13 protein-coding genes are annotated in these 12583 nt (G+C 41.0%); 12 read left to right on the top strand and 1 reads right to left on the bottom strand.

The annotated features are described in order from the left end of the window. Positions 1–60: 60 nt before the first annotated feature. The 6 genes from ACPUEN_RS15945 (at position 61) to ACPUEN_RS15920 (ending at position 6502) form a co-directional block, all read left to right on the top strand. On the top strand, positions 61–1398 hold the full coding sequence (locus tag ACPUEN_RS15945; protein ID WP_425636889.1) for a porin: 1338 nt from the start codon (positions 61–63) through the stop codon (positions 1396–1398). Positions 1399–1409: 11 nt separating this feature from the next. After that, positions 1410–3002 (top strand): BCCT family transporter, encoded by a 1593-nt coding sequence (locus tag ACPUEN_RS15940; RefSeq protein WP_425636888.1) that lies wholly within the window; start codon positions 1410–1412, stop codon positions 3000–3002. Between the two features lie 43 nt (positions 3003–3045). After that, on the top strand, positions 3046–3906 hold the full coding sequence (locus ACPUEN_RS15935) for a universal stress protein (protein WP_425636887.1): 861 nt from the start codon (positions 3046–3048) through the stop codon (positions 3904–3906). Between the two features lie 98 nt (positions 3907–4004). After that, the gene (locus tag ACPUEN_RS15930; RefSeq protein ID WP_425636886.1) at positions 4005–5177 is read left to right on the top strand and encodes a DUF4221 family protein; all 1173 of its coding nucleotides are present in this window, start codon (positions 4005–4007) and stop codon (positions 5175–5177) included. 269 nt (positions 5178–5446) lie between these two features. After that, a complete protein-coding gene (locus ACPUEN_RS15925) occupies positions 5447–6061 on the top strand; it encodes a cytochrome c oxidase subunit 3 (RefSeq protein ID WP_425636885.1) in 615 nt (204 codons plus the stop codon). A 6-nt stretch (positions 6062–6067) separates the two neighbouring features. Next, positions 6068–6502, top strand: a complete 435-nt coding sequence (locus ACPUEN_RS15920; protein ID WP_425636884.1) for an SRPBCC family protein — start codon at positions 6068–6070, stop codon at positions 6500–6502. Here ACPUEN_RS15920 and ACPUEN_RS15915 read toward each other — a convergent pair. Further along, on the bottom strand, positions 6499–6969 hold the full coding sequence (locus ACPUEN_RS15915; protein WP_425636883.1) for a Fur family transcriptional regulator: 471 nt from the start codon (positions 6967–6969) through the stop codon (positions 6499–6501). The two genes, ACPUEN_RS15920 and ACPUEN_RS15915, sit on opposite strands and share 4 nt — an antisense overlap. Positions 6970–7180: 211 nt before the next feature. On the opposite strand from ACPUEN_RS15915, the gene ACPUEN_RS15910 reads away from it, so the two are divergent. The 6 genes from ACPUEN_RS15910 to ACPUEN_RS15885 all read left to right on the top strand — a co-directional run bounded on the left by ACPUEN_RS15910 (position 7181) and on the right by ACPUEN_RS15885 (position 12581). Further along, positions 7181–8434, top strand: coding sequence for an aspartyl protease family protein (locus ACPUEN_RS15910; protein WP_425636882.1), 1254 nt, complete (start codon positions 7181–7183; stop codon positions 8432–8434). A gap of 210 nt (positions 8435–8644) precedes the next feature. Beyond that, positions 8645–9235 (top strand): LemA family protein, encoded by a 591-nt coding sequence (locus ACPUEN_RS15905; RefSeq protein WP_111609841.1) that lies wholly within the window; start codon positions 8645–8647, stop codon positions 9233–9235. An 11-nt stretch (positions 9236–9246) separates the two neighbouring features. After that, positions 9247–9684: a TPM domain-containing protein gene (locus tag ACPUEN_RS15900; protein ID WP_425636881.1), complete on the top strand. Its 438-nt coding sequence runs from the start codon at positions 9247–9249 to the stop codon at positions 9682–9684. Beyond that, positions 9662–10468, top strand: coding sequence for a TPM domain-containing protein (locus ACPUEN_RS15895; protein ID WP_425636880.1), 807 nt, complete (start codon positions 9662–9664; stop codon positions 10466–10468). The genes ACPUEN_RS15900 and ACPUEN_RS15895 overlap by 23 nt, the downstream gene beginning before the upstream one ends. Before the next feature lie 183 nt (positions 10469–10651). Beyond that, positions 10652–11827, top strand: a complete 1176-nt coding sequence (glp, locus tag ACPUEN_RS15890; protein ID WP_425636879.1) for a gephyrin-like molybdotransferase Glp — start codon at positions 10652–10654, stop codon at positions 11825–11827. Position 11828: 1 nt separating this feature from the next. Further along, on the top strand, positions 11829–12581 hold the full coding sequence (locus ACPUEN_RS15885) for a sulfite exporter TauE/SafE family protein (RefSeq protein WP_425636878.1): 753 nt from the start codon (positions 11829–11831) through the stop codon (positions 12579–12581). Positions 12582–12583: the final 2 nt, after the last annotated feature.

Below are 12583 nucleotides of genomic sequence, written 5' to 3'. Positions count from 1 at the left end.
TAACTCTTACTAATCAGCAATTTAGACCAACTTCTTTTGAAGGAAGAAAATCTACAATCAATGATGCGCTTCTTTTTACTTTTTCAACTTGTACTTGTATCCACTTCCATCTTGGCAAGAGATATACCTGAAGATTCTGTCAAGAGGGAATATACATTATCAAACATTTTTAAGAAGGATTATGGCCATTCCAAAGCCACGCTGGAGTTTGCAAACTTTGCAGCCCAAGAAACCAAAAAAGATACTTCCTGGCTGAAAATAGGGGGAGCCCTACGATTAAATACCATTTACGCACACTATGAGGGAAAAACCTTCCCTTTGGGCACAGAGCTCAGGAACGATTGGACTTGGGATACCTGGCGAATCAATGTAGACTCCTATAGTGATGGCCTGCAGCTTTCTTTTGAATACCGCTTTTACCCTACGTTCAATACCCACTTCATCAAATATGGATGGATAGGTTACCGTTTCAATCCTACGACCAACTTACAGGTAGGTATTACCCAAGTACCTTTTGGCCTACTGACCTACGCCTCCCACAGCTGGTGGTTTACGACCCCTTACTATGTTGGACTGGAGGATGATCATCAAATCGGATTTAACTTTACTAAAGAGTTTGAAAACTGGCGATTTAATATCGCATACTTTTTACTATCAGAGCCAAGAGGAACCAACGAACTGAGTTTCGGCGTCCCTGCTTCTGCCAGGTATTCATACGATGTAGTCCCAGTCCCAGGAAATAGGAATATCGAGCGGAGGCAAATCAACTTAAGAGCAGCAAAGCTCCTTAAATCCGGTGAAATCGGCCTTTCCTTTCAATCCCATGAAATTTACAATCAGCAAACCACGCACACTGGTCGGCAATTCGCAGGGGCTATTCATTTTGAAAATAACTGGGGGAAGTGGAATTTAAAGACTCAAGCCTTATATTATAATTTCAAAAATGTCCAAGACGACAACGGTACCATTCTGGATTTTGTCCAAATGGGGGCATATGGTTTTGGTACCTACGACGTAGCCGCAGAGGCAGCGATGTACACCATTGGAGTTTCTTATGATATCCCTGTAAACTGGGGCCCTATCAGAAATGTTCAGCTTTACAGCGACTATACCTACATGCAAAAATTCGGTGAAATCCGCCTAAATGGAGAAACCCAGCGCTTTGCTCCCACGCATATGCTTGTTCCCGGAGCTCTGGTAAGTGCAGGCAAAATATATTGCTATTTTGATGTTGCCCAAGGAGTCAACCAGCCTTGGCTTACTGATTCATTTGGAGGAAACTCGATCGGGACAGGTAGAGGAATTAATTATCAAGACCCCATCAGTGATACGAATCCCATTGACCGCAATCCTCCTTGGAACACTAGACTAAACATTAACCTCGGTTATTATTTCTAAAACCATTTCACATGAAAAACAAATACTTCGATATCCACCCACCTGTTTTTTGGCCGGCCACCTTTCTCATATTCTTTTTCATTACCCTTACGCTTTGGGTTGGGGAACCTATGGAGCAAATCTTTCTCAGCATCAAAGATTTCATCACAGATCAGACGGGCTGGCTATTTATCTTGGCCGTCAATCTGTTCATCCTTTTTTGCATCTACGTAGGATTTAGTAAATACGGTAAGATCAGGCTTGGGGGAAAAGATGCTCAACCTGAATTTTCCACTTCAGCCTGGTTTGCCATGCTGTTCAGTGCCGGAATGGGTATTGGCTTATTATTTTGGGGCGTCGCCGAGCCAGTTAGTCATTATGCAAACTCGCCGACTTCCGAAAACTACAGTGTAGAAGCTGCGCAAAGTGCGATGAACTTGACCTTCCTCCACTGGGGACTACATGCTTGGGCTATTTATGCCATCGTAGCGTTAGCATTGGCATTTTTCTGCTACAACAAGAAGTTACCTCTTACGATCAGATCTGTATTTTATCCCCTTTTGGGTGATAGAATCAATGGTTGGATCGGAGACGTAATTGATGTTTTTGCAGTTTTGGCAACGCTATTCGGCCTGGCCACTTCACTTGGATTTGGAGTACAACAACTTAGTGGAGGTCTTTTTTACCTTTTTGGGTTGCCAAACACATCCACAACTCAAGTATTATTAATTGCAGCCGTCACTTCCATAGCCACGATTTCAGTAGTTTCTGGGATAGATAAGGGAGTCAAGTTTTTGAGTGAATGGAATATTAGAATTGCAGCAATTTTCCTTCTTTTCATTTTAATTTTTGGTCCCACACTTTATATTTTGAGAGGCTTTCCGCAAAATGTAGGAACGTATTTGAGTGATTTCATCTCCGTGTCTACCTGGACAGAAGCCTTCATAGATGAAGGATGGCAAGGAGATTGGACGGTGTTTTACTGGGCTTGGTGGATATCCTGGTCTCCTTTTGTTGGGATGTTTATCGCCAGAGTATCCAAAGGAAGAACAATTCGGGAGTTTATTTTTGGCGTATTGCTGATCCCTTCTTTGCTCACGTTTTTATGGATGACAGCCATGGGTGGATCCGCCATTTACTTGGATTCCCAATCGGGAAACCATCTATTGGCCAATGAGATTGTTTCAGATACTTCCACCGCGCTCTTTGTATTTATTAACCAGTTCCCTTTGAGTATTGTGGGTTCTATTATCAGTTTATTTCTAGTGGCTTCATTCTTCGTTACTTCCTCGGATTCAGGGTCTTTAGTCATTGACAACATTACATCAGGAGGTAAGTTAGAGTCCCCGGTTGCACAACGGGTTTTTTGGGCTACAACAGAGGGGGCAGTTGCAGCAGTGTTACTAGTTGGTGGTGGATTGGGTGCGTTGCAGACTGCGACTATCACGACTGGCCTACCGTTTTTGGTGATACTCTTATTTATGGTGTATTCTTTAAATAAGGGATTAAAATCAGAGTATCAGAAAATGGAACAACTTGAAAAACCAACTGATAAACAACGGTACGAGAAAAAAATCGAGAAAAGCATCAAAAAAAGCGAAGAGAAATCTCAAGAGCCGAAATAGCATTGAAATTTCCAGCATCTGTCAATGATAAAATTAATTTGAGATGAAAAATCTAAAAAGAATAGCCTTAGCTGCAGACTTGACTGAAATGGATGAGACGATCCTACAGTTTATAAAAGGGTATGATAAACTTTTTGACTTTGATGAGCTTTGTATCATCCACCAAATAGAAATCGAAGCGGTCTCTTCGGAATTGCAAGCCGTATTGGACAAAAAGAATATGACGCTTGTAGAGTTGATTCACAAAGAAATCCAATCCAGTGTTGATACTATTTTTGGGTCAGGTAACAGTAACATTCATATTTATATTCACCCAAGACCAGACTTTAGCGAGCTGGTTCAGTGGATCAACAAAAGTAACTTTGACCTTTTCTTTTTGGGGAAAAAGATGGGGCTGGAAGGTTCGGGCGTATTCAGTAGCAAGATGGTTCGCCTTCTTCAATGTAATTTGATTTTGGTACCTGAAACTGCCAAGCCGACAATTAGCAAAATCCTTTCACCTATTGATTTTTCTTCCTATTCGAGCCAGGTTCTTGAGATATCGAAACTCATCGCAAGCAATACGGATGCTGTATTGATCCCTATTCATGTGCTTAGGATTGGCATTCACTATTTTCCTTTTCTAGGTGGTGAGAAAAAAATCCAAAAAAGCTTAGAGAGCGAAGCACATTCAAAATTTGAAAAACTCAAGAAAAAAGTAAATCTATCTGCTCAGCTCGAAACATTTCTGGTAGAAAGCGAACCTATAGGTACTGCCATTTTCAAAAAAGCCAAAGAGTATAAGGCAGATTTGATTATCATTTCTAAGAAAGGGAAGTCCGATGATTCGGATTTATTATTGGGAAGTGTAGCCGAAAATTTAATTGCTAACGATAAAAATATTACTGTGGTGATTATCAACTAATATCACATCTTTTCAATTATTCACTCTTTCACTATAGATCTCAACCAATCATGTCTTTTTAGTTGGTGTTATGGAATTTTGACCTTACTTTTTAGCGTATGAAGCTACACCACCTCTTAGGTTTTTTTCTCCTCCTTGCCTCCTGCGAGGAAAAACCTGTAGAAGTGCAACTTGCTGTAGCCAATGTCTCTCCTGAGTTTAATTATGTACTCGATACCGTTTTTATCGATGCTGGGGAAGAGCAGATTTATTTGGAAATGGACCTCAACATGTCAGATTACTCTGCAAGAGAGGGTGTTCTGTACAACCTAACTCCAGAAACCGCCAGAGTGGAAGTGATCAACATGGAGACCTTGGAACTTGACAGTATAATCAATTACAAGATCAACGGTCCCAATAGCGTTAAGCAATATTTCCCCTTTGGCCTCAAGAAAACCTTATTTGGCAATACATTTTTTAAAGAATATAAAGTAATCCACAAGCTCAATTCGGAGGGTAAGAAGATAGATAGCTACGAACTCATTAACAGAGAACTATCCGGAGATCGCTTGCCTTTTGACACTGAGATCGATGGCCTGGGAGAAATAGCGACAGACGGCTCCTATTTGGCAAGCTTCTATGGCAATTTCAAAATTGGGGGGAACGTACTGGGGATAGCCAAAGTAAGTCTTGTGGATAGGTCTTTAAAGCTTATTCCGATTGACTTTTGGGACCAATTGAAGCAATATACCATCACGGTAGATTATGATATCGGCAAGAGAAACAGTTCGCCTGAGTTGAAGTTTTTACTCTTGAATGGTCCAGATATCATTTTGTCCACTTCTGCCAGCAATGAATTGTGGTATTACGATTCGGAGAGCGGCACGGTCACCAATAAAAAATACCACAGCCAAATCACTTCGGATAAGAAATCTGGAAAATACAGACAAGACATTACCGATCAACGTCTCTTTATGTATTGGGTCAAACGCAAAAATGACGAGGTAACCTTTGGTCCACTACTCAAAGATCAAAATGCTCAGCGGTTTTACCGGTACAGCCGAGAGCTAGACAAAAGCGATCCACAAAGACCCAAGTATCTCTATGTGCTAACGGTTTTTGACGAAAAACTCGATCAAATTCATGAGCAAAAGCTAGACAATAACATACCTATTATTGGTAAATACTTCGAAGAAAAAACCTTCGTGCACAACGGCTCAATCTATTCTTATCTGAAAAAAGAGAATCAGCTTGCGTTTATCCGATTAAAGCCAAGCTTCGAAAATGAATAGATATATAATCGCCGCCAATGTTCGTGTCTCACGAACATCAACCATCCGTTCGTGAGACACGAACGGAGGCTAGGGAATTGAACTAATTCCAATAAAGCAAGGATTGTGCGCTCTGCGTTATCTCAGCGTGCTCTGTGGTAGAAATAATCCCTTACCGACGCCAATGTTCGTGTCTACACGAACGGAGGCAAGGGTGATACCCACGCGATAAAAATCATGTTGTTTTAAAATTTTCTGAACCTTCGACTCCATTCACTGTTTTCTGATTGATGACCCAGCAAAACGAACGGCTAACCCTTTTCCAACGGATTGAACGACTTCATCCCTATGAGACTATGCTCTATCTGGGCATGCTTGGTAGTGGATTGATATTTTTGTTTATAACTTTTGCTTTTTTGGTCTCCTCCAGAAAGCTCCTGGCAGGTATGAATCAATCTGTGCCTACTGCTTTCCTTATTTCTACCTTTTTGTTGGTAGTCAGTGGATTTTCGGCTACATCTATTCGGATTGCTTACCAAGAAGAAAATACGGACAAACTACTCAACACTCTGAGAAACACTGTTATACTTGGCTTGGCATTTACAGTCTTGCAAGTAATTGGATGGTACGAACTGAAGGGTAAAGGCATAGAATTCACAGGAATTCCAAGTGGCAGTTTCCTGTATGTCCTCAGTGGCATTCATATTTTCCACCTGTTGGGTGCGATGATTTTTGGTTTGATTCTCTATTTTCAGCTGGACAAAAGCAGAAAAGATGTAGTGCAACGGCTAATCCTTCACACGAATCCTTTTGAGAAGATGCGGGTTCGTTTATTCACCTTTTACTGGCATTTTATGGATGGTATCTGGCTGATTCTCTTCCTATTATTTGTCCTTAGCTTCTAATAACTAATGAAAATCAATCTATCTACGCAGGTCAACCAAGACTATCTGTCAGTAAAAAATGGCTTTGACGAGACGCTGTTTACTAAGCTAAGCCCTCCTTTCCCACCGGTGAAACTGGCGAGATTTGACGGATCAGAAGTTGGTGATTTGGTATCATTGGAGTTGAATTTTATATTTTTCAAGCAAAAATGGACAAGCGAAATCTCTGAGAGTAATACTACTGAATCAGAATACTACTTTGTAGATATAGGAACCATTCTTCCCTTTTTCCTAAAAAAATGGAGGCACAAGCATAGAATAATCAAGAATGGAAATCAGACTATCATCAGGGATGAAATCGATTTTTCAGCTCCTTTTGGATTGGCTACTATACTTTTATACCCGGCGATTTATTTGCAGTTTTTGTATCGAAAACCCATCTACAAAAAGATTTTCGCTTAAATCACCTGAAGATTTTCGCAGTTCTCTATCTCACAATCCCCATAAAGTACCAGTGAGTGGCTTTTGATGGATGATTGGAAAGATTTACCTATTGTCTCTTTGATCTCGTTGATTTTAGGGTCGGAGAATTCTCTGATCTTACGGCATTGATTACACACATGATGATCATGGTGCTTATAGGTAAGCGCTTGCTCGTACAGCGCAACTTTATCTTTGAACTGATGCTTGACGGCAAGTCCGCTTTCCACCAATAGATCCAAGGTATTGTAAATGGTAGCTCGGCTAATGGTATATCCCTTATTTCTCATGCTGAGAAATAGCCCCTCCACGTCCATATGCTCATCTTCTGGTAGGGAGTACAATTCATCTATTACTGAAAATCTTTCCGGGGTTTTCCTGCTTCCTTGCTTGGTGAGGAAATTTTCGAAGATTTTTTTAGCCTTTTCTATGAGGGCCTTGTCTGCCATGGGGTCAAAATAATTTAAAATAAAGATGAGTCATTCTCATTTTTTTGGCAAACTGGATTAACTAAAGTCAGTAATTTGGTTTCAGTCTAATTAAAACAAAATCAATTTAATTCGTAAACAGACCTAGTGAGATTGGTTGTTTTTGTAAGTTTCCTTATAATATTCACAAAACAGATTAACTTATTAGAACGATCCGGGTTTTCAATAATCTATGTACAAACGCTTACCCCTATTCCTTTTATTTTTTCTTGCTGCGCAGCTTCTGTGCAATGGTCAGGTGCCTGGATTCTTTATGAAGGAGGATAAACGCAAAGTCAATATTCCTTTTTATTCTTCGAACAGCTTGATCATACTTCCAGTATCGATTAATGGAAGTACTCCATTAAATTTTTTGGTAGATACAGGGGTTCGATCGAACATACTATTTAGTAAAACGCTTGGCGACGCGATAAACCTGGAATATACACGTAGGATAAAATTGGTAGGCGCAGATGGTGCCGATGATCTAATGGCTTCCGTCTCTCCCATCAATTCGTTTGACTTAGGGCCTGTCGAGGGAATATTTCAAAGTTTACTTGTTTTGGAGGAAGAATTCGTAGAACTGGAATCAGTGTTAGGCGTACCGGTTTATGGGATTATTGGCTATGAGTTTTTCAAGTATAATCCAGTAAAAATTGATTATGACAATGGAAAATTAACTTTTTATAAGTCTGAAGCGCTAAAGTGGAAGCCCCCTTTTTACAGAAAGGTAAACATGCAGGTATTTGAAAATAAGCCCTATATAAATATTACCGTAAAGCAGAAAGATGGATCAATCCTCAATCCAAAACTCCTGATCGATACTGGTGCCAATCATGGCTTATTGCTAAACCGGGAGACTTCAGATGACATTACCATGCCACCTCTTTTTATAGAATCTGCTTTAGGGCAAAGTCTAGGCGGCGTTCTGTACGGATACATTGGCAGAGTAGATTTCTTGAAATTGGCGAATTTCAAAATGGATGAGGTACTCACCTCCTACCCTGATGAAACTCCATACAGCTATGTGATTAAAGAATCTGGACGCATGGGAAGCTTGGGAGCTGAAGTACTAGGTCGCACTAAGCTTATTTTTGATTATCCAAGAGAGCGCTTAATGGTTCGGAAAGCAGGTAATTTTTATGCGCCTTTTCAATATGACATGAGTGGAATGGCGCTGAAAAAAATTCTTGATGATGATAATCGAATTTATATCTCTGAAGTTCGGGCCGGATCTCCAGCCCAGCGAGCCGGCATAGAAGTCTATGATGAAATACTTGTTATTAATAAAGTTCCAACTTTCATCTGGGAACTCTCAGAAATTAACAAAATGCTCAGGTCTGAACCTGGAAAGAAAATCGAATTAGAGATTCGTAGATACGAGTCCGATGATCTTACTAAATACAAAGATCTAAAGTTCACGCTGACTCTTAAACAGCAGATTTAAGAACTCATTTGGTTGCGGTAAGATAAAAGCGGTAATTTTGGAGGAGGGAAGGCGAAAAAATCAAACCTCCTGATCACAATTACGTGAGTATTCAAGTTCTAAAAAACAATTATAAACAGATGAAATCGAGCATGACGAAAAACGTCACACACTACGATGATTATATCCATGCGAGATTCCATGTGACCTTAAAAATCAAATTATAAACACATGAAAAAGTTTCTTATTCCTATTGGTATCCTTTTGGTGCTCGGTATTTTCATTTACACTAAGGCCGTAGGAACCTACAATACTTTTGTGCAAACAGAAGAAGTAATCAATGGCCAATGGGCTGAAGTAGAGACCCAATATCAGCGTCGTTCTGACCTCATTCCTAACTTGGTAAACACAGTGAAAGGCTATGCAGATTTTGAGCAAGAGACCTTGACTGCAGTAATTGAAGCGAGAGCTAAGGCCACTTCCATGAACGTGGATGCTTCTAATCTGACACCTGATAAACTTGCCGAATTCCAAGGTGCACAAGATCAACTTTCAGGAGCTTTGGGACGACTATTGGTAAGTGTAGAACGCTACCCTGAATTGAAAGCAAACCAAAACTTCCTAGAGCTTCAAGCTCAATTGGAAGGTACAGAAAATAGAATTGCTGTCGCCAGACGTAATTTCAATCAGTCCGTTCAGGATTACAATTCAAATCTTCGAACTTTCCCGAACAACATCTTTGCGGGTTGGTACGGATTTGAGCAGAAAGGCTACTTTGAGGCATCCGCAGGAGCCGAAAATGCACCTTCAGTTCAATTTTAATTCAATCCATCATGGCTGAGAAATTATTCTCAACAGCAGATCGGGAAGCTATAGTTAATGCGATCCGGTCTGCTGAAGTTTCCACCTCTGGAGAAATTCAAGTTCATATAGAAAGTCGCTGCAAAGGCGAGGTACTCGATCGTGCGGTGAAGGTGTTTGACACGCTGAAAATGCATCAGACCAAAGATCGAAACGGGGTTTTATTTTACCTCGCAGTAGTTGATCATCGCTTTGCGATTTTAGGTGATAAAGGCATCAACGAAGTAGTGCCAGAGGATTTCTGGGAAAAAATAAAAGATCACATGACTGGCTTATTCAAGCAAGGTCAATTTACACAAGGTCTGATTGACGGCATCCAAATGACCGGCAAGCAACTTGGAAAGCATTTCCCCTATCAGGGGGATTCAGACATAAACGAACTTCCTGATGAGATTTCTTTTGGATCATAAGATCCTACCAATCACTTTACTTTACCTTTTATTCACACTTGGACTTCAGGCGCAGGATTTCCCTCCTGTTCCTAATCCGCCACGGTTAGTGACTGATTTTACCAACACGCTTTCTGCATCCGAGCTTGGGCAGTTGGAAAATAAATTAGTCGCATACAATGACAGCACATCCACTCAGATAGCCATTGTAATGATGCGATCTGTGGGGCAATATGACATTTCTGATTACGCCATTCGCTTAGCTCAGGCATGGACAATTGGTGGGGCAGATAATAATAACGGGATCTTGATTCTGGCTGCTATGGACGATCGCAAGGTCTTCATAGCTACCGGATATGGAATGGAAGGAGCGGTGCCTGATGCCTTGGCAAAACGAATTGTGGAAAACTTGATCCTGCCTAATTTCAGGAGAGAAGCCTATTATGAAGGTCTCAATGAGGCTACAGATATGATTTTCAAACTCGCTTCAGGAGAATACAAGGCTGAGGATATTGAATCAACTGGAAATAGTGGAGGAGCAATTTTCATGATCTTGTTCCTCATTTTCATTTTTGTAATTCTTCCATTGTTGAAAAATAGAAACGACAACAACAATCACATGGGTGGAAGAGGTGGAGGAGTAGATCTCTGGACTACGATTATGCTTGCCAACATGCTTGGTGGCGGCGGTAGATCCTCTGGTGGCTTCGGTGGCGGTGGAGGATTTAGCGGCGGAGGTGGAGGCGGCTTCGGTGGTTTCGGAGGAGGCGGCTTCGGAGGCGGAGGAGCTGGTGGAAGTTGGTAAGGATAGAAATTGATATTTTAAAAAAACGCTTTGATTAGCGTTTTTTTTTGCGAGAAAATTACCTGAGCTTCATTGTAGCTAGTGCTTTTAACCATAAAAACACTTGATCAGACAATAAAATACGTAGAAAAGTAAGTATTTATACGTATTTTTTCATAAGTTTAGCCAAGATTACACAGCAAGATGATTACAGTTTCTGAAGCTTTAGATTTAATCAAAACTCACGCAAACCAACTACCAAGCGTAAAAAGGCCCCTTAGGGATTCTTATGGCAGTTATTTGGCGGAGGAAATTTTAGCTCCGATTAGTTTACCTTCATTTAGGCAGTCTGCCATGGATGGCTATGCCTTTCGAAAAGGAGAAATAGAAGAGCTAGAAGTGATCGGTGAGTGTAAGGCAGGAGATGCGACTGAGTTTGAGATTCGAGAGAATCAAGCGGTGCGCATTTTCACGGGAGCCCGTGTGCCTGATCAGGCAGATACAGTAATCATACAGGAGCATGTGGAAGTGAATGGTGGGAAAATATCCATTCAAAAGATGCCTGAAAAATCCACAAATGTGCGGGAAGTAGGCGAACAAATTCAAGCTGGCGACCAAGTATTGCCAGCTGGGACGAGGATCAATGAATCCATAATTGGTTTTTTGACCAGTTTTGGAATCACAGAGGTTTTAGTCATTAGCAAACCCAAAATTACGCTGATCGTCACAGGAAATGAGCTTCAGGAGGCAGGAAGTCCACTGAGGCCCGGATCCATTTACGAGAGCAATGCGATCATGCTTGAATCTGCACTGAAATCAAGAGGATTTGATTCAGTGCAGCTTTTAAAAGTGGTGGACGATCTGGAAGCTACTAAACGAACCATTGCATATGGACTGGAAAGTGATCTTTTGTTGATCTCCGGAGGGATTTCTGTAGGTGATTACGATTTCGTGCAGGAAGCTTTGCAGGCAAATAGAGTGCAGGAGATTTTCTACAAAATCAACCAAAAGCCAGGAAAGCCACTTTGGTTTGGCAAGTCGGATAAGACATTGGTTTTTGCTTTGCCTGGAAATCCTGCTTCTTCCCTGACTTGCTTTTTGATTTATGCACTTTCGGCGCTGAAAATCATGTCAGGCAATCCTGATTATGACTTAAACTTCCAGACTGGAGTGCTCAAGCATCGGACCTTTAATAAGTTTGGGAAAACCCTTTTTATATTAGGTACAGAAAAAAATGGGCAGTTGGAAATATATCCAAAACAAGCCTCTAGCATGTTGATTTCTTATGCTTTGGGGAATGCACTGGTACTTGTTCCAGCAGAAAAGGAAATACTTGAACCTGGTGAATCTGTGCTTTTCCTTCCAATAAATAGAAGTTAAGATGATCGATTTTCATGATCCGGTTTTTATTGTTGTGTTCTCCGCAGTGCTTGCGGTTGTCGCATTTATGTATGCCAGCGTCGGACATGGAGGAGCGAGCGGCTATCTGGCGATGATGGCTTTGGTGGGAGTTCCGCTATTGGTAATGAAACCTACAGCGTTAATTTTGAATATATTCGTAGCTGGGATTTCCTTTATTTTCTTTCGTCAGGCGCAGCATTTCCGCTGGAAATTATTTTATCCCTTTGCGATCACTTCCATTCCTGCAGCATTTGCCGGAGGCATGATCACCATCAATCCCACGCTCTACAAGCAAATTCTTGGCGTTTTCCTTTTGATTGCTATTTTGAGAATTTTGGGTGTTTTTGGCAAAACAGATACAGATCAAAATAAGCAAGTGAATACTTCTTTGGCATTGTTGATCGGGTTAGGAATTGGTTTTTTCTCTGGGATGATCGGGATAGGAGGAGGAATAATTCTCAGTCCTGTAATTCTGTTGTTGCGCTGGGGAAATATGAAAGAAGCCGCTGCCGTTTCTGCTCTCTTCATTTGGGTCAACTCAGCATCTGGAGCTTTGGGTTTCGTACTCAGCGGAGGAGAAATCCCCATAGAAGCTAGTTATCTGATCCCTGCCGCTCTCATTGGAGGGACTTTTGGAGCAATTTACGGGAGTAAAAGATTTTCAAATGTGACTTTGAAATACATTCTCTCATTCGTGCTTTTCATTGCTTTTATCAAATTAATGACGGTTTAGGT

This window comes from Algoriphagus yeomjeoni, from assembly GCF_049821175.1.
Taxonomy (GTDB): domain Bacteria; phylum Bacteroidota; class Bacteroidia; order Cytophagales; family Cyclobacteriaceae; genus Algoriphagus; species Algoriphagus yeomjeoni_A.
This window is presented reverse-complemented; position numbering and strand designations above follow the sequence as displayed.

Bases quoted from the DNA above. Each gene is read 5' to 3' on its own strand.
- ACPUEN_RS15930 (WP_425636886.1), top strand. From the start codon at position 4,005: ATGAAGCTACACCACCTCTTAGGTTTTTTTCTCCTCCTTGCCTCCTGC.
- ACPUEN_RS15885 (WP_425636878.1), top strand. From the start codon at position 11,829: ATGATCGATTTTCATGATCCGGTTTTTATTGTTGTGTTCTCCGCAGTG.
- ACPUEN_RS15935 (WP_425636887.1), top strand. From the start codon at position 3,046: ATGAAAAATCTAAAAAGAATAGCCTTAGCTGCAGACTTGACTGAAATG.
- ACPUEN_RS15895 (WP_425636880.1), top strand. From the start codon at position 9,662: ATGAGATTTCTTTTGGATCATAAGATCCTACCAATCACTTTACTTTAC.
- ACPUEN_RS15940 (WP_425636888.1), top strand. From the start codon at position 1,410: ATGAAAAACAAATACTTCGATATCCACCCACCTGTTTTTTGGCCGGCC.
- glp (WP_425636879.1), top strand. From the start codon at position 10,652: ATGATTACAGTTTCTGAAGCTTTAGATTTAATCAAAACTCACGCAAAC.
- ACPUEN_RS15920 (WP_425636884.1), top strand. From the start codon at position 6,068: ATGAAAATCAATCTATCTACGCAGGTCAACCAAGACTATCTGTCAGTA.
- ACPUEN_RS15910 (WP_425636882.1), top strand. From the start codon at position 7,181: ATGTACAAACGCTTACCCCTATTCCTTTTATTTTTTCTTGCTGCGCAG.
- ACPUEN_RS15905 (WP_111609841.1), top strand. From the start codon at position 8,645: ATGAAAAAGTTTCTTATTCCTATTGGTATCCTTTTGGTGCTCGGTATT.
- ACPUEN_RS15945 (WP_425636889.1), top strand. From the start codon at position 61: ATGATGCGCTTCTTTTTACTTTTTCAACTTGTACTTGTATCCACTTCC.
- ACPUEN_RS15915 (WP_425636883.1), bottom strand. From the start codon at position 6,969: ATGGCAGACAAGGCCCTCATAGAAAAGGCTAAAAAAATCTTCGAAAAT.
- ACPUEN_RS15925 (WP_425636885.1), top strand. From the start codon at position 5,447: ATGACCCAGCAAAACGAACGGCTAACCCTTTTCCAACGGATTGAACGA.
- ACPUEN_RS15900 (WP_425636881.1), top strand. From the start codon at position 9,247: ATGGCTGAGAAATTATTCTCAACAGCAGATCGGGAAGCTATAGTTAAT.